Here is a 20,261-nt window from a genome sequence, read left to right on the forward strand (position 1 = left end):
GAAACCCTGCCGAAATGGACAACCGGTTCTCGACCATGACCGAGGTTCGCCGAGCCCTCTGGCCCCACTACGAGTCCCCACAGTGGGCTGACCCGCTGAGGTTCCAGCAAGGAGTCGCGGGCTCACTGGAGCTCTTCTTCTGGGCATGGGTGAAGTTCCAACGGGTCATCGAGGAAGTCACCGGGCACAGGGTCCCCATGTTTCAGCGGGTCGATCAGGCGGGCTTCCCCCTGCCACTCGACGAGAGGGTCCTCGCCGACGCGGACACGCTGCTCGTCTTCGGCCTGGACCACAACGTCACCGGACAGGTGGCCGCCCCGGAGGAGATAGAAGCGGTCCGCGCATTCCTTGAGCGCGAAGGCACCTGCCTGGTGATAGGCCCACACCACGACGTCGGACACTCACCGGACCTGGAGGAGCGCGCCCTGGAGTACGCCCATCATGGCGACGCGCTGGTGCCTCGTCAGCAACGCTTCGGCGGCTATGCGCGCTCGTTGATGAAGGGGCTGGGAATCCCCGTCGAGAATCGTTGGGGCCTGCGCCCTGCCGTCGTCGAAGGAACGAACCGAAGCGTCCCTTTGACGGTGATGGAAGACCTGGATACGCGCGGCTGGCTCTCCGGGGTCCAGAACTTCAACTTCCACATGCACCTGCCGCACTACGCGGTCACGACGGAGGACTCCCATTCCCTTCGTGTCCTGGCGAAACAGCCAATCGACCTGACCAGGCCCCATCCCTTCACGAACGAGGGAAACACCGAGTTCAATGCGCTGGTGTGGATGCCGCCGGGCGACGGCAGGGCCGGCGACGTGCTGGTCGCCGACTCCACCATCTTCAGCACCTTGTTCGGGGCGGATGAGAGCCTCGTGCGTTTCTGGAAGAACCTCGCCACGGCCCACTGAGATGCTCGAACTGGACGACATCCAGAGCGGAGTGCTGCGGCCCCGCCCTTCTCCGTACGTCGCGACCTATATCCTCCTCCGCATCGATGACCGGAGCGCGGGGCGGGAGTTGATGGGGCGGCTCTGCTCGGTTGTGGCCACGGCCGCCCATCCGAGCAGCCCGACCGCCGATTGCTGGCTCAGCGTCGCGCTCACGTATCACGGGCTCGAGGCGCTGGGCGTACCACGAAACTCACTGGACAGCTTCGCGTGGGAGTTCCGCCAGGGGATGGCCGCCCGGGCGAAGGCACTGGGGGACGACGGCGAGAGCAGCCCCGAACACTGGGAGCCACCGCTGGGAACGAGCGACGTCCATGTCGTGCTGACGGCGCTTTCGCCGACTCAGGCTCAACTCGAAACGGCGCTGGAGCGCGCGAGCAAGGCGGTGCGGGAACTTGGCGGCATCGAGGCAATCTGGCGTCAGGACTGCCATGCACTGAGCACCGGCAAGGAGCCGTTCGGCTTCAAGGACGGCATCAGCCATCCGGCCGTCGAGGGCAGCGGCATTCCAGGAAGCAATCCCCACGAGGAACCGCTCAAGGCAGGCGAATTCGTACTCGGCTACCCCGACGAAACGGGCGGCGTGTCCCCGATGCCCTGGCCTGACGTCCTGGGGCGCAATGGGACGTACGTCGCCTTCCGCAAGCTTCATCAGCGGGTGGCCGCGTTCAGGCAGTACCTGAAGGCCACCGCGAGCAGCCGGGAGGACGAGGAGTTTCTGGCGGCGAAGATGATGGGGAGGTGGCGGAGCGGCGCGCCGCTGGCGCTGTGCCCACACCACGACGCTCCCGACCTTGGCGCCGATTCGTCACGGAACAACGCCTTCCTCTATTCAGATGACCCGACCGGATACAAGACGCCTCCCGCGTCACACGTCCGGCGAGCGAATCCCCGCGACGCGTCCGTCGCCGGCGTGGTCAGACTCCATCGGATGATCCGGCGCGGAACCGCCTATGGGCCCGAACTGCCCGAGGGCATCCTCGAGGACGACGGCGCCGAGCGAGGGTTGATGTTTGCCTTCATCGGCGCGCACCTCGGACGGCAGTTCGAGTTCGTGCAATCGGAGTGGGTCAACGGCGGTGACTTTCTCGGGCTGGGCGATGCGAAGGACCCCCTCGTCGGCGCGAACGATGGGACGGGCGTGTTCTCAGTTCCAAAGCGTCCCATCCCCAGGCGCATGCAAGGCCTCCCTCGGTTCGTGGTCACCCGTGGAGGCGAGTACTGCTTCATGCCCGGGCTCCGGGCGCTGCGGTGGCTGGCGGACCTCCGGACATGAACGGCTCGGAGAGCATGGACGCCGTGGTCATGGGTGCGTCCAGGCGAGTCACTTCGAGGAGGACACGGGGTCGACGGTGGTGTCCTGGCGCGGCGCTTGGAGCGCGGGAGGCGATGCGCTCAGCGCGCCCAGGTAGAGCCGGCCGTGGAAGCCGTGAGGCTGCTGGGAGGTGAAGAGCTGCAGGCCAACGGCCTGCTTGGAGGACTGCCGTGCCTCGAGCGTCGGGCTGATGCCGAAGACGTTGCACTCCACCTCCTCATCCCAGACGCTGTAGCGGCAGACGAACTGGGTGCCTCGCTGGAAGCCCACATCCAGGGCACGCACCGAGGGAAGGGCGCGCACCACGCGAGAGCCCATGGGCTCGAAGTCGCCATCCCAGCTCACCTCCGTGGTGCGCGCGTGGACGCTGCCCGTGAGCACCAGCGTCCAGGCCTGGGGGCGCTTCGACTGAGCGTTCAGCAGATGCTGGGCCATCTGCGCCTCGCGCGCATTGCCGTGGGCCTTGTCGGAGTCGATGGCGGCCACGTCCACGTCCTTTCCAGAGACGCGCATGCGGCGGACCTGCTCGACGAGCCACAGCATGGCGCGGCTGCTGCGCCCGTCTTGGTATGTCCGGCGCCAGAAAGCACTCCCCGAGAGGAGCTCCTGAACGGCCGCTGAATCGCCGTCGCTGGCCAGGTAGCTATCGAGGAGCGACTGCTCGGAGACGGGAATCGACAGCGCCAGCGTCACCGGCAGCTCCTGGGCCGAGGCCTCGCACAACATCCGCAGCGCCGCGGACGGCACCTCCTGCGTGCCCAGGGGGTCCGCCACGAGCAGGACGCCTCCCGCAGAGAACAGGGACGAGGCCCCCGCCAAGGGAGCACCACACGCGGGAGCGGCGGAGGTGGCGGTGGTCCCACCCTTCTCGCCCCAGTTCTCCATCACCACCGAGCGAATGGGAACAGGGGAATTGCCGCCCACCAGCTCCAGCGCGGGAGCCATCTCCAGCCGCTCCAGCAGCTTCTGCTCGATACCCAGGTCGCGGTAGCCGTGCGCCGGCCGGTAGCCCTCCAGCCCAGGGATATTGGTGAAGGCATCCGCCACGGAGAGATGCCCGCCGGACCGACCGGAGGCCTCCGCAGTGTAGCCTCCCCCTTCCTGCGTGTACCTGATGCGAAAGACTCGAACGAGTGCCTGCCGGGGCCCGAGCCGCGTCCCCTGGATGTAGTAGCGCTCGGGGGGAATGACGTCCGGAATGAAGGAGGAGAACATCTCCAGTCCCCCCTCCTTCTCCATCACGTCATAGCGGCTCTTCTCCAGGATGAACCGGGCCGTCATCATCGCGTCCTCGGCGGGCACCTGATAGACGACCTCGTGCGTGGGCGTCTCGTACTGCCCCGTCTCCGGATTGTACTGGGTCGCGATACCTCGCATGCCGGTGGCGCACCCCACGCCCCCCAAGAGCCCCAGCACCAGTCCAAACCGTCGCATCGCTACCTCCATGAGACACAGGCCCTGGAGGCTGGTTTCGGGCCTCCTTGCCGCGTCAACCGCTGAAACGCTTGGGCGCGTAGGACAATATTGACATCACCCGGTGGACGATGGAATGGAGCAAGCACGGGGTTCACGGTGGTGACCTGGCGTAGCACCTGGAGCGCGGAGGCGATGCGCTCAGCACGTCCAGGTAGGGCCGGCCATGGAAGCCGTGGCCCCCCCATTCGGTCGCCGCCTCATCGGTGCGCAACGACCACAATCGGCCTCTACCGCGCGAGCCACGGGGTGAATTCGCGGCAGTGGAGCCAACGAGCATGCGAGAGGTGATCTCCAAAGGGCTGGGCCGAACGGCTTGACCTGCGCTGGGTGGACCATGCGCCCTGTCCCATGGGCAGGCATCTGTCACGTTGAAGGGGCGGATTCGTATGTCTCGGTGACTCACCACCACGCATCCCAGCAACACGCCAAACGTCGCAGTCGGAATGACAATTCATTCGATTCCCGCGGGCTCCGCCAGTCGCAAGTGCAAGACGCTTCGCCCACTTTACCTTGGTGCTCACCGGTGGCGGAGTCAGAGCGTCCATGAGCGGCCGGGCAGTGCCTCGGTGATAAGGCTTGTAATATCCACGGAAATCACGAACAGAATCGAGGGGGAGTGATGCGCAAAGAATCGTGGCTACCGTTGGCGGTGCTGCTTCTGGCGAGCATTCAGGCACAGGCGCAGGAGGCGCCGGGCCCTCGTGACCGGGCCGAGGCTGTCAAGATCATCGCGGAGCTCCGCAAGATCGTGGCGCCCGAGGGGATGGAGCGCACCGAGAAGCTCCGCCTCGGAGGCATTGACCAATGGGTCTCGATCCGCAGCCGCGACCTACGCAATCCGGTGCTGCTCGTGCTCCATGGCGGCCCCGGCTGGGTGGCGATGCCGACGAGTTGGTATTTCGCGCACGGCTGGGACGAATTCTTCACCGTCATCCAATGGGACCAGCGCGGCGCGGGCAAGACGTATGTCGCGAACGATCCGGCCACGGTCGCCCCGACGCTCACCGTCGAGCAGGTGCACGCCGATGCCGAGGAGCTCGTCAAATGGGCGCGCCAGACCTTCGGCAAGGAGAAGATCTTCGTCCTCGGCCATAGTTGGGGGAGCCTCCTCGGGCTCACCCTCGCGGAGAGGCACCCCGAATGGCTCCACGCCTATATCGGCGCCGCCCAGGGCATCGATGCGCGGGAGAGCGAGCGGCGCGGCTGGGCCTGGGCGATGGAACAGGCGCGCGCGGAGAAGAACGCAGAGGCGATCCGCGACCTCGACTCAATCGCGCCCTATGCCGTTGGCAAGACGCCGGTGCCGTTGAAGGACATCCAGCTCCAGCGCCGCTGGCTCAATTTCTTCGGGGGTGCCGCCTATCGGCGTCCCGATGCGAGCTTCGAGGGCGCAGCGGTGAATCTGTCGCCCGAATACACCGACGAGGAGGTACGCCAGGTCTGGAAGGCGCAGGATTTCTCGGTCGAGAGGCTCCTTGCCGCGATACTGACGGCGGACCTATCGCATGTGAAGCGGCTGAAGACGCCGCTGCTCCTGTTCCTCGGACGCCACGACCGCAACGTCTCGGCGATGGTTGCCGCCGAATGGTTCGCGGGCGTCAAGGCGCCGTCGAAGCGACTCGTCTGGTTCGAGCAGTCGGCGCACGAGCTGATGGCCGAGGAGCCGGGCAAGGTGCTGCTCTCACTCGTCCGCTATGCCCGTCCGATCGCCGAGCGCGCCGGCGATGTCGCGCCCGCCAGCACCCAATAGAGCAGGCCACAGCGAGGAAGTGAGGCTGCAGCCAAGCCCCTGTCTCCTCCATCTCCGCCGCGAGCTGACCAGGCGCACGTCGCGCGCCTGCGCCCTTGCGTTGAGTGTTGACGACAGGGGAAGCCTCGTCCCCTGTTCTTTCAACCAGGGAGCACATGGGGCATCTTCCGAATCTGTAGAGCCAAGGACCCTGCCAGTGGTGGCCGACATGAACGCATCCGTACCGACTGAAATCACGCACCAGGTTTCAAGCGCCTGCTCAGTGATTGGCCGTCACCTGGCCAGTTCGCTGCAGGCCATACACCTCTTCGGCTCGGCAGTTGATGGAGGGCTGAAACCACACAGCGACATCGATTTGCTGGTAACCGTCAGCGCCCCATTGACCGAAGCCGTTCGACACGCGCTGCTCAAGGAGCTGTTGTCGGTCTCGACATGGCCAATGACGCGTGAATCGCTCCGCCCTCTCGAAGTGACCGTTGTCGTCCGGGATGCGGTCGTCCCTTGGCGCTACCCGCCGTCACGCGAACTTCAATTCGGGGAATGGTTGCGCGGAGAAATGGAAGCCGGCCACGTCCAGCCCGCCATCGTGGACCCCGACCTGACAATCTTGCTGGCGAAGGCAAGGAGACACAGCATCTGCCTGTTGGGCGAGCCAGCAACCGACCTCTTCGACCCCGTACCCCGGACCGATCTGGCGAGAGCGTTCTACGACACCGCTCTCCAATGGAACGAACCTGCGGACTGGCGTGGGGACGAAAGGACCGTGGTGCTTGCGCTGGCTCGCATCTGGTTCAGCCTGTCGACGGGGGGAATCGCCCCCAAAGACGTTGCGGCCCAGTGGGTCATTGAACGCCTGCCGGATGAACATCAAAGTATCATGCGCAGTGCGCGGGCGTCTTACCTTGGAGAGACGCAGGACGATTTGGCACGGAGAGGCCCGGAAGTCGCCGCGTTCGTGCACTGTGCCAGGACGGCCATCGAACGAATGTACTTGGAATGGCAGTCCGGCAATCCGGCGGCTCGCTGAACCTGTGCCTACCTGAAATTCGGTCGCTGCGTCCTGTGCGCGTCAAGGCGAGTGGGCGCGGCGGGCGAGCACGGCCTGGCCGCCCGCAGGCATCTCACCACGCCCAGCGCAAAGTTGGCGGACACGTCAGCCTCCGTCGCTGACGTGTCAGTGACACGGGATTCCCCTGGCCCCCGGAGACTGGCATCACCGCAAGGAGTTGTAATGACTGGAGTCGTTCTTCCACAGGCCCTGGCTCGAACATTGCTCTCCTCGCCGGCGCATCCAGCCACGGCACCTCCCACCAACCTCAGAGCTCCCTGTGCAAAACAAGACCTGGACCGACGCAGCCCTCCTCGATCATCTCCAGAAAGCCGTCTACTTGGAGCTGTGGACCATCCCCCTCTATCTGACGGCCGCCTATTCCTTGCAGGTTCCTGGCACGAACGCTCAGCTCCCGCCCCAGCAGGTGACCGTTCGCGGAAAGAAGAACCCCAATCGAAGCCGGGAGCAGCTCGCCTTCAACAACATCTACTCGGTCGTCGTACAGGAGATGCTACACCTCGAACTGGCCAGCAACCTCTTCAATGCGCTGTTCGCCCCCAAGGGATACTCGCCGAAGTTCACAGGCGAATGGGCGCCGCGGTACGACAAGTTCCCGTCCTGGATCGCGGTCAACAAGCCCGTGAAGCTCGGGCCGGTGAACCCTGAGCAAATGTCCCTCCTGGCCGCCATCGAGACCCCCGAGCCAAAGACCGATGGCGCGCCGAACGGGCCGCAAGATGTCTACGATTCCATCGGTCAGTTCTACAAGGCCATCGAGCAGGGCATCAATCAGCGCTGGAACGAACTCTACCAGCCCGACGCGGACCACCGGCAGAAGAGCGAATTCGCCAACCCGCAATACAAGGGAGACGACTACGCCAGGTTCAGCAGCACCATCGGCGGTGACAGCCGCACCGCGCTGAAACAGGCGAATGAGGTGCTCCAGGCCATCGTCGGGCAGGGCGAGGGCAACTTGGGACCCGTCATCGACCCAGAGCTCCGCCCCGAGGATGCCAACGACCTGGAGGATCAGTTCAGCCATTTCGCGCGATTCCGGATGGTGCAGGCAATGCTGAAGTTCGGCGGCCCGCTGGAGACCTACCCCACCACAGGGGGCAGTGGGCTCGCGGCCGCGCAGCAGCAGCTCACCGCCGGATTCACGAGCCTCTTGACCGCGTTGGAGAAGGGCTATGCCGGGGACGACGAACTCGACCTCGGTAGCATGTGGGCTCTTCCCAAGCAGATCGTGTCCGTGTGGTCCGCGGGCGGAGTGCCGCAGTTCTAAGAATCCCTAACAAAGCCAGGGCTGAGCTGAACGTTGGAAAGGGCCAGCTCCCTGTTTCGCCGCGTCGCGTGTCTTGACGCGGCAGGAATAGGCTCGCTGTGCCTAGCCCAAGTTTAATCGCTGCGTCATGGCGAGTGCGCGACGCGCGGTCGCCGCTCTGCATGGACCGGAGAGGCGAAGCCGGAAGCACCCATATTTTGTATTTCTTTCGACACACCTGAATAGAAATGAACAGTCGTTTCATCATGAAGAACAGAGGGGGTTGTGTGCTCATGCGGATGAAGGCCGGTCTGGCCCTGGCGGCTGCGGTCAGCAGTTTGATGACGGGGTGTGTGGAGGAGTCCTCTCGGGACCAAGCTCCAGAAGGGCTCGCGAGCAAGGACGATGCGCGCGTGCACGAACTGAGCAAGGCGACCAGTCGGGGCCGCGAGTTCTGGCTGGCCTTCCCGGGGAACTACCAGGCCACCGCGGTGCTCACGTTGTTCATCGCCAGTGACACGGCGACGACGGGACAGGTTCGCGTTCCGGGACAGGGGCTGTCCTTCGACTTCTCGGTGACGCCGGGGCAGGTGACGGCGGTGGCGCTGCCCTCCTCGGTGGCACAGGTGGCCGTGGATGGCGTGGAGTCCAAGGGCATCCACGTCACCGCGGGCGCGGACATCTCCGTGTATGGGCTCAACCGGCTCCTGCAAACGACGGATGCGTTCCTGGGCTTGCCCACCGCGAGCCTGGGCACGGACTACGTGGTGCAGGCCTATCCGAACGTCAACGTCGTCAACGGCTCGCAGTTCTCCGTCGTGGCCACGGAGGACGCGACGGAGGTGACCATCACCCCCGCGAGTGTGGTGGGCAACCACGCCGCGGGAGTGCCCTTCCACGTGGCGCTGAACAAGGGGCAGGCGTATCAGCTTCGCAGCACGGGGGCCGCGCCCTCGGACGTCTCCGGAACGCTCGTTCATGCCACGCGCCCGGTGGCGGTCTTCGGCGGGCATCAGTGCGCCAACATCCCGGATGGCACCACGATCGCCTGTGACTACCTGGTGGAGCAGCTCCCCCCGACCTCGACGTGGGGGCGGCGCTTCGTGACCGTGCCGCTGGCCACACGCCTCGGCGGGGACACCTTCCGCTTCGCGGCCGCCAGGGACGGCACGCAGGTGAGCCTCAACGGCGCGGTGGTGGCGCAGCTCCAGCGCGGCCAGGTGTTCCAGACGAACATCCAGGGCTCGGCGAGCATCACCGCCAACGAGCCCATCCTCGTGACGCAGTACTCCAATGGCTCTGGCTTCGATGGCATCCCGTCCGACCCGTTCATGATGTTGGTGCCGCCCTTCGAGCAGTTCGCCGCCCAGTACACCGTCACCACTCCGAGCTCGGGGTTCCGCAGCAACTTCGCCAACATCGTGGTCCCCAACGACGTCGTGGCCGAGGTGATGCTGGACGGAGCGCTCATCCCGGCGAGCCAGTTCCAGGCCATCGGGACCAGCGGCTTCTCCGGGGCCCAGCTCCCCGTCGCGCTGGGGGCGCACCGCCTGTCCGCGCCGCAGCCCTTCGGCGTCATGCTCTATGGGTTCGATGCCTACGACTCCTATGGCTACCCGGGAGGAATGGCCCTGGCGCCCGTGGCGGAGGTGAGCAAGCTCACGCTGTCGCCCAGAGAGGGCGTCGCCGTCGTGGGGGACCTCTACTGCGTGACGGCCACGGTCCAGGACGCCGCGGACCGGCCGCTCGCGGGCGTGCGAGTGGACTTCGCTTCGTCCGGAGTGAACTCCGCCTTGGCCTCCGTGAACACCACCGCCGACGGGCAGGCCGAGTTCTGCTTCGAGGGCACCGCCCCCGGCGAGGATGCGGTGACCGCGAGCATCGGCTCGGTGACCGACCAGGTGCGGGTGACCTGGACGAAGCCCAACGCCCCGCCCATCGTGGACGCCGGGCCCGACCTGGAGGGCATGGCCTCCCAGCAGTTGACGCTGCGGGGCTCGGCCTCGGACCCGGATGGTGACCCGCTCACCTATTCCTGGAGCTATGTGGCGCCCCCGGGCGTGCACTGCACCTTCGGGTCGCCTTCAGCCCCGGTCTCGAGCATCCAGTGTGACGGGGCCGGCATCGTCACCGTGTCGCTGACCGTCAATGACGGCACCGCGACCGCCACCGACACCGCTCAGGTGGTGCTCGGCTGGGCGTCGGAGCTCACGATGTGCGGCCTGCCCCGCTACACGAACGGGACCTCCATCAAGGCGTGCGGCTGGGCCACCGCGGGCGGCAGCAGCACGGGCATCGTCTCCGCGTACTTCACCGTGGATGGCGGCGCGCCCATCCCCGTCATGCCCGACGCGGGCGGCGGCTACGTCACCACCCAGCTTCACCTCACGGAGGGGACGCACGTGGTCCGGCTGAGCGTCGTGGACGCGCTGGGGCACGTGACGTGGCGCGAGCAGACGGTGTCCGCGGACTTCACGCCGCCGGTGCTCGTCATCCTGTCGCCCACCGAGCAGGAGACCAACCCCGACCCGGTCGTCTCGATGGTCATCCAGGAGCAGGACGCCAGCCCCGCCACGGTGGTGACCCAGGGAATCGTGACGGAGGACGTGCCCGCGGGCAGCAACGTGCTGCGGCACACGGTGAACCTGGTGCACCGCGACTGGTCGCTCGTCCACGTCCGGGCCACGGACGCCGCGGGCAATACGACCGAGGTGGTGGCGCGCGTATACGTGGCGCCCTGAGCGCGGCGCGGCCCAGGGCGGGAGAATGACGCTCGCCCGGGCCGGAACGTCCACCCGCGCGGCGCGCCGCGCGTCCCGTGCTTGACGGGCGCGCGGCGTTCGCCTGGGCGATGGGGCCGAGATCGCCCGCGCTCGCCTTCGCAGGCCCGTTCAGCCCGGAGACGCCAACCCGAGCTGGACGCCCCTGTTCGTCACGACCAAGGGCCTGGTGGCTGAGCAGGGACACGCAATCGTCCGCCGGCCCGAACGTAGCCGCTCCGGAAGCCGCCGACCGGCTTCAGGAGATGTCGCGATGGATTCCGTTCTGGCTGGACTGCGTCAAAGCCTGCGCTCGCTGGGCCGCAGCCCCGGCTTCACGCTGGGGTGTGTACTGATGCTGGCGGTGGGCATCGGAGCGAGCACCGCGCTCTTCAGCGTGGTGGAAGGCGTTCTGCTGCGTCCCCTGCCCTATCCGCGCCCCGAGCGCCTCGTGGAGCTCTCCCAGCGCGCGGCGGACGGCCATCCAATGCGGTTCTCGGACCCCAACTTCGAGGATGTGCGGACGCGCGCTCGCACCGTCTCGGCGCTGGCCCAGGTGTCGGGAGCGGCGAGCGTCGCCGTCACGGGCGCCGACGAGCCGGCCTTCGCCACGCTGGCGCTCGCCTCACGCGACTTCTTCCCCGCCTTCGCGGTACGGCCTGTCCAGGGGCGCCTCTTCGCGGAGGAGGAGCAGCAGGAGGGAGGTGCTCCCGTGGTGATGGTGAGCCACGCCTTCTGGAAGCGCTATCTGGGCGCACGGCCGCTGCCCCTTCCGGACACCCTCACCTTCGAGGGGCGCGCTTACACCGTGGTGGGCGTGATGCCCGAGTCCTTCGACTACCCGGTGGGCACGCAGCTGTGGGTTCCGCGGGAGCTGGTGCCCCCCCTGCCCAGCCGCACCGCACACAACTGGCGGGTGGTGGGAAGGCTGGCGGACGGCGTCGACCTCCAGGCCGCGCGAGTGGAGCTCACACACATCGCCCGCGAGCTCGAAGCCCAGTACGGCCAGGACACGCGGATGCATGACATCGCCGTGGAGCCCTTGCAAGAGAGCCTGGTGGGCCGCGTGCGGTCCACGCTCTACCTGCTTGCGGGCGCCGCGGCCTTCCTGCTGCTGGTGGCGGGCGCCAACGTCACGAACCTGCTGCTCGCCCGCGCGGCCACCCGTGCCCGGGAGCTCGCCATTCACGTGGCCCTGGGCGCGGGGCCCGGAGCGTTGATGCGGCGATTCCTCATGGAGTCGCTCCTGCTCTCATTGGCGGGAGGCGCACTGGGGGCGGTGCTTGCCGCCTGGGGCGTGCGCGCGCTGCTCGCGGCCGAGCCGGGCCACCTGCCACGGGTCGACGAGGTGGGGGTGAACGCCACGGTGCTCCTCTTCTCCCTCGGGCTCTCGCTGCTGCTCGCACTGGGGCTGGGGTTGCTGACGGCGCTGCGCGCGGCGCGGCAGCCCCCGGGGGCCGCGCTGGCGGGCTCGGGGCGCACGCACAGCGGAGGAGGGAGCGCCGAGCGCACGCGCCGGGCCCTCGTCGTGGGGCAGCTCGCGCTCGCATTGGTCCTCCTGGTGGGCGCGGCGCTGCTCGGGCGGAGCCTGATGGGGCTGCTCTCGCTGGACCCGGGGTATCGCACCGAGGATGTCGCGGTGCTCAGCCTCGTGCTCCCCCCGGCAAAGGACGAGGCGCAGGGGCGGCACAACGTGCAGTTGCAGGAGCACCTCCTCTCGCGACTGGCGGCGCTGCCCGGCGTGCGCGCGGTGGGCGCCGTGAGCAGCTTCCCGCTCGAGGGAAGCCCGGCGGGAGATGGCACCTTCATCGTGCTCAACCGCCCCGACGAGGTGGGGAACTTCGAGGACTTCGGGCGGCTGGCGCGCGAGCCCGAGCGCACCGGCTCCGCCGAGTACCGCGTGGCGAGCGAGGGCTACTTCGCCGCGCTCGGCATCCCGCTCGTGCGCGGGCGTCTGTTCGATGCACGCGACACCGTCGACGCGCCGCACGTGGCCGTCATCAGCGAGTCGCTCGCGAAGGCCCGCTGGCCCCACGAGGACCCGCTGGGCAAGCTCATTCAGTTCGGCAACATGGACGGGGACCTGCGTCCCTTCACCATTGTCGGCGTGGTGGGGGACGTGCGGGAGCAAGGGCTGGATGACGCGCCCAGGCCCATGTTCTATGGCGGCTCCCGGCAGCGTCTGCGGGCCTCCTCCCGCTTCCACCTCGCCGTACACGGGCCAATGGGCTCCGCTGCCCTGGTCACCGCGGCGCTGCCGGTGCTGCGAGAGCTTGCCCCCGAGCTGCCCTCGCGCCTGTCCACGGTGGAGGGATTGCTCGCGGGCTCGCTCGCCCCCAGGCGCTTCAGCCTCCTGCTGCTGGGCGCCTTCGGTGCGATGGCGCTGCTGCTCTCGGTGGCGGGCCTCGCGGCCGTCGTGTCCTACGCGGTGGCGCAGCGCACGCGGGAATTCGGTATCCGCTTCGCGCTGGGCGCGACGACGGAAGACGTGCTGGGGCTGGTGCTCCGGCAGGCGGCGCGGCTCGCGGGGCTGGGAATCGTGCTCGGCGTGCTGGGGGCCCTGGGGCTCAGCCAGGTGCTCGCGGGGCTCGTGTACGGAGTGAGCACCACGGACCCGCTCGTCTTCCTCGTGGTGGCGCTCCTCCTGCTCGGCGTGGCGCTGCTCGCGAGCTGGCTGCCGGCCCGACGTGCTTCGCGCGTGGACCCGATGACCGTGCTTCGCTCGGAGGCCTGAAGCGCCTGTGCCTGCCCGAAGTCTGGCTGCTGTGCCCATTCGCGCATCACGGAGGGTTCTTCTCATGTCTCCCGTCGCTGTCTCGCGCAGGGCCCCGTGTGGGGAGCTACGCGAGCCAGCGCCAGTCTGAGTCCTCCAGCAGCGGAAGCTGGCCCCTGCGGCGGCGGGCGGAGACCTCCTCGTGCCAGGTCTCCCGTCCGCCCAGGAGCGGCCAGGCGCGTGAAACGGTGCCCCGCGGGTCGGGAGTGAAGTTGAGCAGCAGCATGCGGTTGACGCGGTCGACGGTCTCCGGCGTCGTTCCGGCGCGCAGCTGAAGCTCCGCGCTGAACAGGGCGCCCTCCTCGCGGACGGCGTTCCAGGGACGAGGCCGGACGATGAACGGCCACAGGCCCAGCAGCGGAGGCTCCACGCCTTCGAGCAGCGCCGCGTGAAGCCGGTCATGGCCATCCAGCACCACCCACTTCGCCAGGATGTCCACGAAGAGCAGCAGCACGGGCGGCAATGTCCCGTCCCGCGCGCGCTTTCGCCAGCTCTTCACACGCCCATCCTCGGACGCAGAGAGCGCGCGCAGCCCGAGCACGGCGCCCGGCCGCTGTTCCGGCAGCGACTCCCACCAGTCCTCCTTCCACGCGAACAGGAACCGCGTCATGGCGGCCAGCGAGTGCGGTGGCAGCGGAGGCTGACCAAAGCCCCACTCCATGGGGGAGACTGGGTGCCGCTCCGCCTTCTCCGCCGCGATGGCGCGCACGGGGCGCAGACACCAGTGGCCAGCGTGGAGCACTGGCAGGGGTGCATCCACGAGCGCTCGCGCAACCCGCCAACTCCAGGCCTCCCACCACGCCTCGGAGCCGGGTGAGGCCTCCACGGCCCGGACCTCGGGTGCGGACAGCGGCGGCAGGACTTGGGGAGCGGTGGCCGTTCCCCGAACGAAGACCGCGCGGTCCCAGTAGGAATCGATGCGGGTCCATAGCAGCGTCTGGCCCCCGCCGCGCAACCGGATCCGGTAGTCCGGAGCGGCATCCAGATGCACCGAGGGCCGCCGCGCCCAGCGGCCCGTGGAGGGCACGCTCAGCAGCAGCCCAGGGCCAGGGGTCTCCAATCCCCAGCTCCGGGTGTCATCGGCGACGATGGAGACTCCTGGGTTCATGCGACGCGCTCCTCGAGATGCTCGGTACCCACGGGCCCCTGAAGCGTACCCCGAGGGAAACCCGTGCCGCCGACCGCGCCAGGCAGCGGCGATTCGGAATGCCTTGGGCCTACATTCGGACGGCTGATTGAGCCCGGCGACATCTATCGCGCACATGTTCGACATTGAGGCCCCACCATTCTTCGGGCCCCATCTGCAAGACGATGCATGGAATGACGCGTTTGCTAACGCATGCTTCTCGCTGGCCCCGCACATCCGAAACCACATCTGGGTGATATCCCAATCCCCAGATTCCGGTGTCTAATGAGGCATGCACGAAAACACGTGGAAATGGAGCACGGTGGGGATGTTCCTCCTTGGAATGGGAGCGCTCATTCCCACGTCGGCGCACGCCTGTGCCGCCCCCAACTGCATGGTGGGGGTGCGCTTTCCCCTCCCCGAGGACGGCGGTGCGGTGCCCTCGAACATCCCCGGACTGGTGACGGTGCCGCCGCTGCTGGAGAGCGTGGATTCGTCCACCGTTCGGCTGCTGTTGCCGGATGGAACGCAGGTGCCCGCGACCGTCACGCCGGGCGCGCATCAGACGCAGGTCCTGGTCCCGGACGCACCGCTGGTGCCAGGCACCACGTACCGCATCGAGGCAAAGGGTGTCTGTCAGTTCCAGCCAACCCAGACCGAGTCCGTAACCTTCACCGCCGGCCCCGCACTCCCTCTACCCACGACCACTGGCACCCTGACGGCCGACACGCCGAGCCAGGGCATCTTCAACGTGTACGGAGATTCGAGCTGCGGCGACAGGCAGGTGGAAGGGAACTTCACCACGCTGCGCTTTACGCCGTCACCGGAGCTGGTGCCGTTCCTTCCGTGGGTGCATTGGACGGTGGAGGTGGACGGCGAGCCCTGGTCGTATGCGAAGCACAGCGGGCTGACCTCCACTGGTGAGGAGAGCCCCGAGCCGCGTCGCTATGAATACAACCGGCAGCTGCTCTTCCTCTATACATTCTGTGACTACGTAGGCTGCGCTGATTCCTACCAGCGGCCGCCCATCGAAAGCCTCCCGCCCGGACGACACCGGGCCACGCTCAAGGCGACGCTGGAGCACGCGAACATCACGCTTCCCCCCGTGAGCGTGGACTTCGAGTTGAGCTGCGCGGCACGGGTCGCGAACGCGGGAATGAGCCAGATGAGCGGATGCTCGGATGGGGGGACCGAGATGGACGGAGGTATCGTGGACGGAGGTATCGTGGACGAGGACCCGCTCCCCGAGCCGGTCGACACCAAGAAGGGCTGCACCCAGGCCGGCGGAGGACTGACGGTGCTGGGCCTGCTCTCCACGCTCTGGCTCTTGGGCGGCCGGAACTCGCGCCGCGCGAAATAGCTGGCCACACATGCGCCATGCTCCAAGAGCGACGGTTGCTCGCTCGCATATCCGGGTCCGAACCTGGATACGCAGCCTCCAGAATCCATACAGGTGAATCATGGGACAGACCGCAGACCCCTCGAAGACGTCGCCGCTGGTCCTGACGAATCCCAAGGGACTGTTCGACCCGGCGCCCTACGGCTTCTCGCACGTGGCGCAGGTGGCGCCGGGCACCCGGCTCATCTACCTGGCGGGGCAAGGTGGAGAGAATGAGACCGGGGCCCTCCAGCCCGACTTCCGTCTCCAGGTGCGACAGGCGTTCCAGAACATCCGCACGGCCCTGGAATCCGTGGGAGCCGGCGTCGGTGATGTCGCCAAGCTCACGATGCTCGTGGTGGACCACACGGAGGAGAAACTCCGGATCATCGGCCCCGAGTTGGACGCGGCCTGGAACGGCGGCATGAAGCCGACCTGTACGCTGATTCCCGTCCCTCGGCTGGCGCTGGACGGGATGCTCTTCGAAGTCGAAGCGGTCGCTGTCCTACGTGCCTGACAGCGCGTAGCCGCATGGGATGAACCCGCCCTCCGCATCGCGGTGGGTGATGGCATCTGCAGTCGGTCATGCCGGCCAGCGTCCGCGCCCGCCGCCAGGAGCACGCCGCACCGTCCGGTTGCGAGCGCCGCTTTCAATGCCAGCGCGCGCCTCCTCCGCTTGACTCTCCCCCAAGGGGAGACCGCCACCCTCCGCGCATGTCACCCGAAGACGCGTCTCGGAGGAAGGTCATGGCGGTAGTCCTTGGAACACTCATCCTGCTCGTGGGAGCGGCTGCGGGCACCTGGTGGTGGATGGGGCGAGCACTCTTCCGGCCGGGCACCGTGGAGAAATTACTGGCCGCGCGGGGCGAAACGCTGGAGGTTCCTCCTGGACAACGAGCGGACGCCCCGTCCTGGCAGGTGTCGCCGGACGTGCGCCTCCATCATGTCGCCGTGGGCGACGGGCGGGACGTCGTCGTCGTGCATGGCGGCCCCGGCCTCCCCCCGGCCAAGCCCTGGCGCGCGGCGGCCATGACAGGCGACTCCCTGCGCTGGCACTTCTTTGACCAGCGAGGCTGCGGCGCCTCTTCACGTCCCTTTACCCACGCTCCACCCGGCGGCACGTGGCAGACCCTGCAGACGGTGGAGGCTCGACTGGGACTCGCCGCGCAGCTCGCGGACCTTGAGCGCATCCGGCGCCTGCTCGGCAAGGAGCGCCTCACGCTGGTGGGACACTCCTTCGGAGCCCTGGTGGCCGCGCTGTACGCCGCGGAGTGGCCCGAGCGGGTGGAGGCCCTCGTGCTGGTGGCACCCGCGCCGTTGGTGACGATGCCCGCTGGCGACGGCGACCTCTTCACCCAGGTGCGGGCCCGGCTTGACGAGGCAGGCCAGCGCGAGCTGGCGGCGTGGATGAAGCACACCTTCGACTTCCCTGCCCGCCTGAAGGACGACGAGGCCCGGCTCGCCGAGCACTTCGCCGCCTTCGGACCGCTGTACGTCCAGGCCATGCGGCGCGAGCATCCCGACGCGAAGCTTCCCGGCTCCGGTGCCGCCGGAGGCTTTCTCTCGCTGGGGCTCTACCTGAGCCTGGGCCGGCATCACGACTGGAGCGACTGGCTGCGCCGGGTGCGCGCGCGCACGCTCGTCATCCATGGCGCCCAGGACCTCCAGCCCCGCTCGGCCACCGCGCGCGTGGTAGAAGCGCTTCCCCACGCGCGGCTGGTGGAGCTGGCGGGCAGCGGGCACTTTCCCTTCGAGGAGCAGCCCGAGTTGTTCGCGGCCACGGTGCGCGCCTTCCTCTCGGAGGAGCTTCCTGGGCCCGACTCTTCGCCCACGTCCATGCGAAGGAGCGCACCCCATCCGTCCCCTTGCGCGAGACGCACCTGCGCGTAGGCACGGCGAATGGCGACTCATGGCTGACCGAGCTCGCTCTGTCTTGGGAGCGGAACAGGCTTCGGAGCACGGCCTGAGGCGGGCTGCGGTCCTACCGAGCCCAACGCCAAGCCCGACGAGGAGGGCGGGGCCCGCGCGGGCTCAGTCGGCGCCCGGAAGCAGCGAGGGGGCGGAGAAGAAGAGCAGCCCACGGCTCAGCATGGGGAGCCATGCGCTGTAGTGGTCGTCGCCGGGAAACTCCAGGTACTGGACCGCGAAATCGCCGCCGCCCATCGCCTCGAGTTCCACGGCGAGCGCACGGGCATTGTCGACCATCCGCCGCTCGGCGGCGAACATGCCCCGCGTCCCCTCACTCTGGCGCGGCTTCTGCTCCAGCCCTCCTACCGTGAGCAGCACACGCGTCTTCACCGGGGTCCGCGCGAACCGCTCCAGGAAGGCCTTCTTCTCGGTGAGCACGTAGCGATCGTTCCACCAGATGGACGGGCTCCCCGCGATGAAGGTGTCGAAGGACGTGGGCCTCGTGAAGAACGCATGCAGCACCAGGAGGCCGCCATAGGAGTGGCCCATCAGCGCGGTGCGCGAGCCGTCGATCGGCAATCTCGAAGCAAGCGCGGGCTCGAGCTCCTTCTTCAGGAAGTCCAGGAAGCGATCCGCCCCACCCTGCTTCTTCGAGAACCCATCCCCCGTGTTCGAGAGATTCGGGGCGGGCGGCGTGTAGTCCTCACCGCGTGCCTGGTCGTTGTGGGCCTGGTCACCCGGGTAGGTCAGCCCGACGATGACCGGTGTGGCCGCCGCGACGCCGAAGCCCCGCGCGAGCCTGGGGAGGGCGCGTGTGAGGCGCTCCAGGGAGGGAAAGTGCGCACCGCCATCCAGCAGGTAGATGACCGGATGGCCGGCGGCGGGCGCGGGGCCCTCGGGGACCGCCACGTACAACCGGTGGGTCCGTCCGGTGTGGGTCGAGTCGAGATCGAACTGGAAGGTGTCCTGGAGCGTCACCGGAGCCCCGTCCACCCGAGCCACCGGCGCGGCGCGGGACACCGGCCCCGAGGCGCAACTGGCGGTCAGCAGACCCGCCGCGAGGAGCACGTGGAAGCGTGCGGCGAGCAGCGGGTTCAGCAAGCGCTGCCCAAGGGAGCGCGCCAGTACGAGAGGGATGAAGAGACTCATGGCGGGAGACCTGGTGATGACGGATGAACCGGAGCCCCCGCCCATGCACGGCGGGGCTCCGAACGGCAGGCCGGTGGCTAGCGAATCCGGAGGAGGCCGCGCACCTGGCCCTCGACGACCGTCTTCGCGTCCCCGAGGCCCGTCTCGGGGCTCATGAGGCGGAAGCGCGTCTGGGCGTTGTCATTGATGAACTCCGGCAGCACCAGGAGCTCACCAGGATTCTGCGGGATGGTGCGACCGTTGGTGGGCACGAGGTCATCCCGGACGACGGGCGTCGCGGTCGGCGCGTCGCCGAGGGTGACCTCCCACAGGCTCCACCAGGCGCCCACGGCGGCGCTCTGCCCGTTGAACGTCCGCTCGGCGGTCACCGCGGCGTCCCAGGCGGACTGCGCGGCGGCCTTGTTCATCACCCGCAGGTAGCCCTTGCCGGGAGCTCCAGGCAGGAGCATGGCGGCGATGTCACCCTCCGTCCCCGGGTTGATGAAGGAATCGAGCGTGGTGGACCACGCATCGAACTCGCCCGTCGCGGGATCGAAGCGGACCATGCAGGGCGCGCCGGTGGTCCCGGGAGACACGAAGTGCGCTCCGCTGCCCAGGGACTCGGTGGCGTAATAAATCTTCCCATCCGTGTGCTTGACGCCGTCGCGCGCCCAGCCGCAGCGATTGTCGACCTTGACGGTCACCTCGTCGGTCTGCGTGTCCACGATGACCAGCGCCGTCTTCGCCGGAACCGTCTTCACGTCCGCGGCGTGCCAGCCACCGGCGATGATGACGTCGTTGCCAGCGGTGATGGCCAGGCTCTGCGAATAGCGGAACGAGAAGTCGCCATCCTTGAGCTGGGACGTCAGGTCCTTCGACGTGATGATGGCGAGGTCCTGGGGATTCCAGATGACCAGCTTGTAGTTCACGTGGTCGAAGTAATAGGCCTTCGTCTCGCTGACGAAGTAGTGCTGGGACTGATAGCCACCGGTCGCGGCGACACCCTGGCTGGTGAACGAAAGCGGATCGCCGGCCTTGAGCGAGCCATCCGCGTTGAGGGTGTAGGGGGTCACCGTCGGCAGCCTCGAGCTGCTGACGATGAACTTGCCGGTGCCCGGAAGGCCGGCGGCGATGTACGCGTCCGCGGGAAGCTCGATTGCGTCGCCAATCCCGACGGTCTGCGCCTTCTCGATGTCGTCCAACGTCACCAGGTAGCTCTGGGTGTTTCCACCAGCGATGGCGACCTGGGTGATGGCGGCGTAGAGGGGCCCGGCGGTTCCAGCGTCGGGGTCCACCTGGGGGCCGTCCGAATCCGAGCAGGCCGTGGCGAACACGGCGAGGGTGAGGAGTGAGGCTTTCAGCTTCATCGGGCTTCCTTTTAGCGAAGGGTTC

Annotated in this window: 14 protein-coding genes; 10 read left to right on the top strand and 4 right to left on the bottom strand. The window is 67.8% G+C overall.

Translation table 11 applies throughout. The annotated features are described in order from the left end of the window. The first annotated feature begins 35 nt into the window (after nt 1–35). Nucleotides 36–902 (top strand): hypothetical protein, encoded by an 867-nt coding sequence (locus FMQ63_RS27810; protein ID WP_225909815.1) that lies wholly within the window; start codon nt 36–38, stop codon nt 900–902. 1 nt (nt 903) lies between these two features. After that, nucleotides 904–2,217 (top strand): Dyp-type peroxidase, encoded by a 1,314-nt coding sequence (locus FMQ63_RS27815; RefSeq protein ID WP_011551811.1) that lies wholly within the window; start codon nt 904–906, stop codon nt 2,215–2,217. Between the two features lie 48 nt (nt 2,218–2,265). On the opposite strand, the gene FMQ63_RS27820 is transcribed toward FMQ63_RS27815, so the two are convergent. Next, complete coding sequence (locus FMQ63_RS27820) at nt 2,266–3,690, bottom strand: hypothetical protein (protein ID WP_225909814.1); 1,425 nt, start codon at nt 3,688–3,690, stop codon at nt 2,266–2,268. Nucleotides 3,691–4,351: 661 nt separating this feature from the next. On the opposite strand from FMQ63_RS27820, the gene FMQ63_RS27825 reads away from it, so the two are divergent. The 5 genes from FMQ63_RS27825 (at nt 4,352) to FMQ63_RS27845 (ending at nt 13,290) form a co-directional block, all read left to right on the top strand. Beyond that, the gene (locus FMQ63_RS27825; RefSeq protein ID WP_043611710.1) at nt 4,352–5,482 is read left to right on the top strand and encodes an alpha/beta fold hydrolase; all 1,131 of its coding nucleotides are present in this window, start codon (nt 4,352–4,354) and stop codon (nt 5,480–5,482) included. A 208-nt stretch (nt 5,483–5,690) separates the two neighbouring features. Continuing rightward, nucleotides 5,691–6,509 carry an aminoglycoside nucleotidyltransferase ANT9 gene (locus tag FMQ63_RS27830; protein ID WP_011551808.1) on the top strand — a complete coding sequence of 273 codons (819 nt, stop codon included), beginning with the start codon at nt 5,691–5,693 and terminating at the stop codon, nt 6,507–6,509. Between the two features lie 301 nt (nt 6,510–6,810). After that, nucleotides 6,811–7,818, top strand: coding sequence for a ferritin-like domain-containing protein (locus tag FMQ63_RS27835; protein ID WP_011551807.1), 1,008 nt, complete (start codon nt 6,811–6,813; stop codon nt 7,816–7,818). 245 nt (nt 7,819–8,063) lie between these two features. Next, entirely contained in the window at nt 8,064–10,538 is a 2,475-nt protein-coding gene (locus tag FMQ63_RS27840) for an Ig-like domain-containing protein (RefSeq protein ID WP_225909813.1), read from the top strand. 292 nt (nt 10,539–10,830) lie between these two features. Further along, nucleotides 10,831–13,290, top strand: coding sequence for an ABC transporter permease (locus FMQ63_RS27845; protein ID WP_011551805.1), 2,460 nt, complete (start codon nt 10,831–10,833; stop codon nt 13,288–13,290). A 106-nt stretch (nt 13,291–13,396) separates the two neighbouring features. Here FMQ63_RS27845 and FMQ63_RS27850 read toward each other — a convergent pair whose 3' ends face one another. Continuing rightward, nucleotides 13,397–14,437, bottom strand: coding sequence for a hypothetical protein (locus FMQ63_RS27850; protein WP_020477704.1), 1,041 nt, complete (start codon nt 14,435–14,437; stop codon nt 13,397–13,399). Between the two features lie 310 nt (nt 14,438–14,747). Here FMQ63_RS27850 and FMQ63_RS27855 point away from each other — a divergent pair, with 310 nt between their 5' ends. From FMQ63_RS27855 to FMQ63_RS27865, 3 genes are all read left to right on the top strand, one after another. Next, nucleotides 14,748–15,815, top strand: a complete 1,068-nt coding sequence (locus FMQ63_RS27855; RefSeq protein WP_011551804.1) for a hypothetical protein — start codon at nt 14,748–14,750, stop codon at nt 15,813–15,815. A 100-nt stretch (nt 15,816–15,915) separates the two neighbouring features. Further along, the gene (locus FMQ63_RS27860; protein WP_011551803.1) at nt 15,916–16,350 is read left to right on the top strand and encodes a RidA family protein; all 435 of its coding nucleotides are present in this window, start codon (nt 15,916–15,918) and stop codon (nt 16,348–16,350) included. A gap of 230 nt (nt 16,351–16,580) precedes the next feature. Next, nucleotides 16,581–17,723, top strand: coding sequence for an alpha/beta fold hydrolase (locus FMQ63_RS27865; protein WP_020477705.1), 1,143 nt, complete (start codon nt 16,581–16,583; stop codon nt 17,721–17,723). A 141-nt stretch (nt 17,724–17,864) separates the two neighbouring features. Here FMQ63_RS27865 and FMQ63_RS27870 read toward each other — a convergent pair whose 3' ends face one another. Both FMQ63_RS27870 and FMQ63_RS27875 read right to left on the bottom strand, forming a co-directional pair. Next, nucleotides 17,865–18,890 (bottom strand): alpha/beta hydrolase, encoded by a 1,026-nt coding sequence (locus FMQ63_RS27870; protein ID WP_225909811.1) that lies wholly within the window; start codon nt 18,888–18,890, stop codon nt 17,865–17,867. A gap of 77 nt (nt 18,891–18,967) precedes the next feature. Further along, on the bottom strand, nt 18,968–20,236 hold the full coding sequence (locus FMQ63_RS27875) for a hypothetical protein (protein ID WP_011551800.1): 1,269 nt from the start codon (nt 20,234–20,236) through the stop codon (nt 18,968–18,970). Nucleotides 20,237–20,261 lie beyond the last annotated feature (25 nt).

The organism is Myxococcus sp. CA005 (assembly GCF_006518205.1).
Taxonomy (GTDB): Bacteria; Myxococcota; Myxococcia; order Myxococcales; family Myxococcaceae; genus Myxococcus; species Myxococcus xanthus.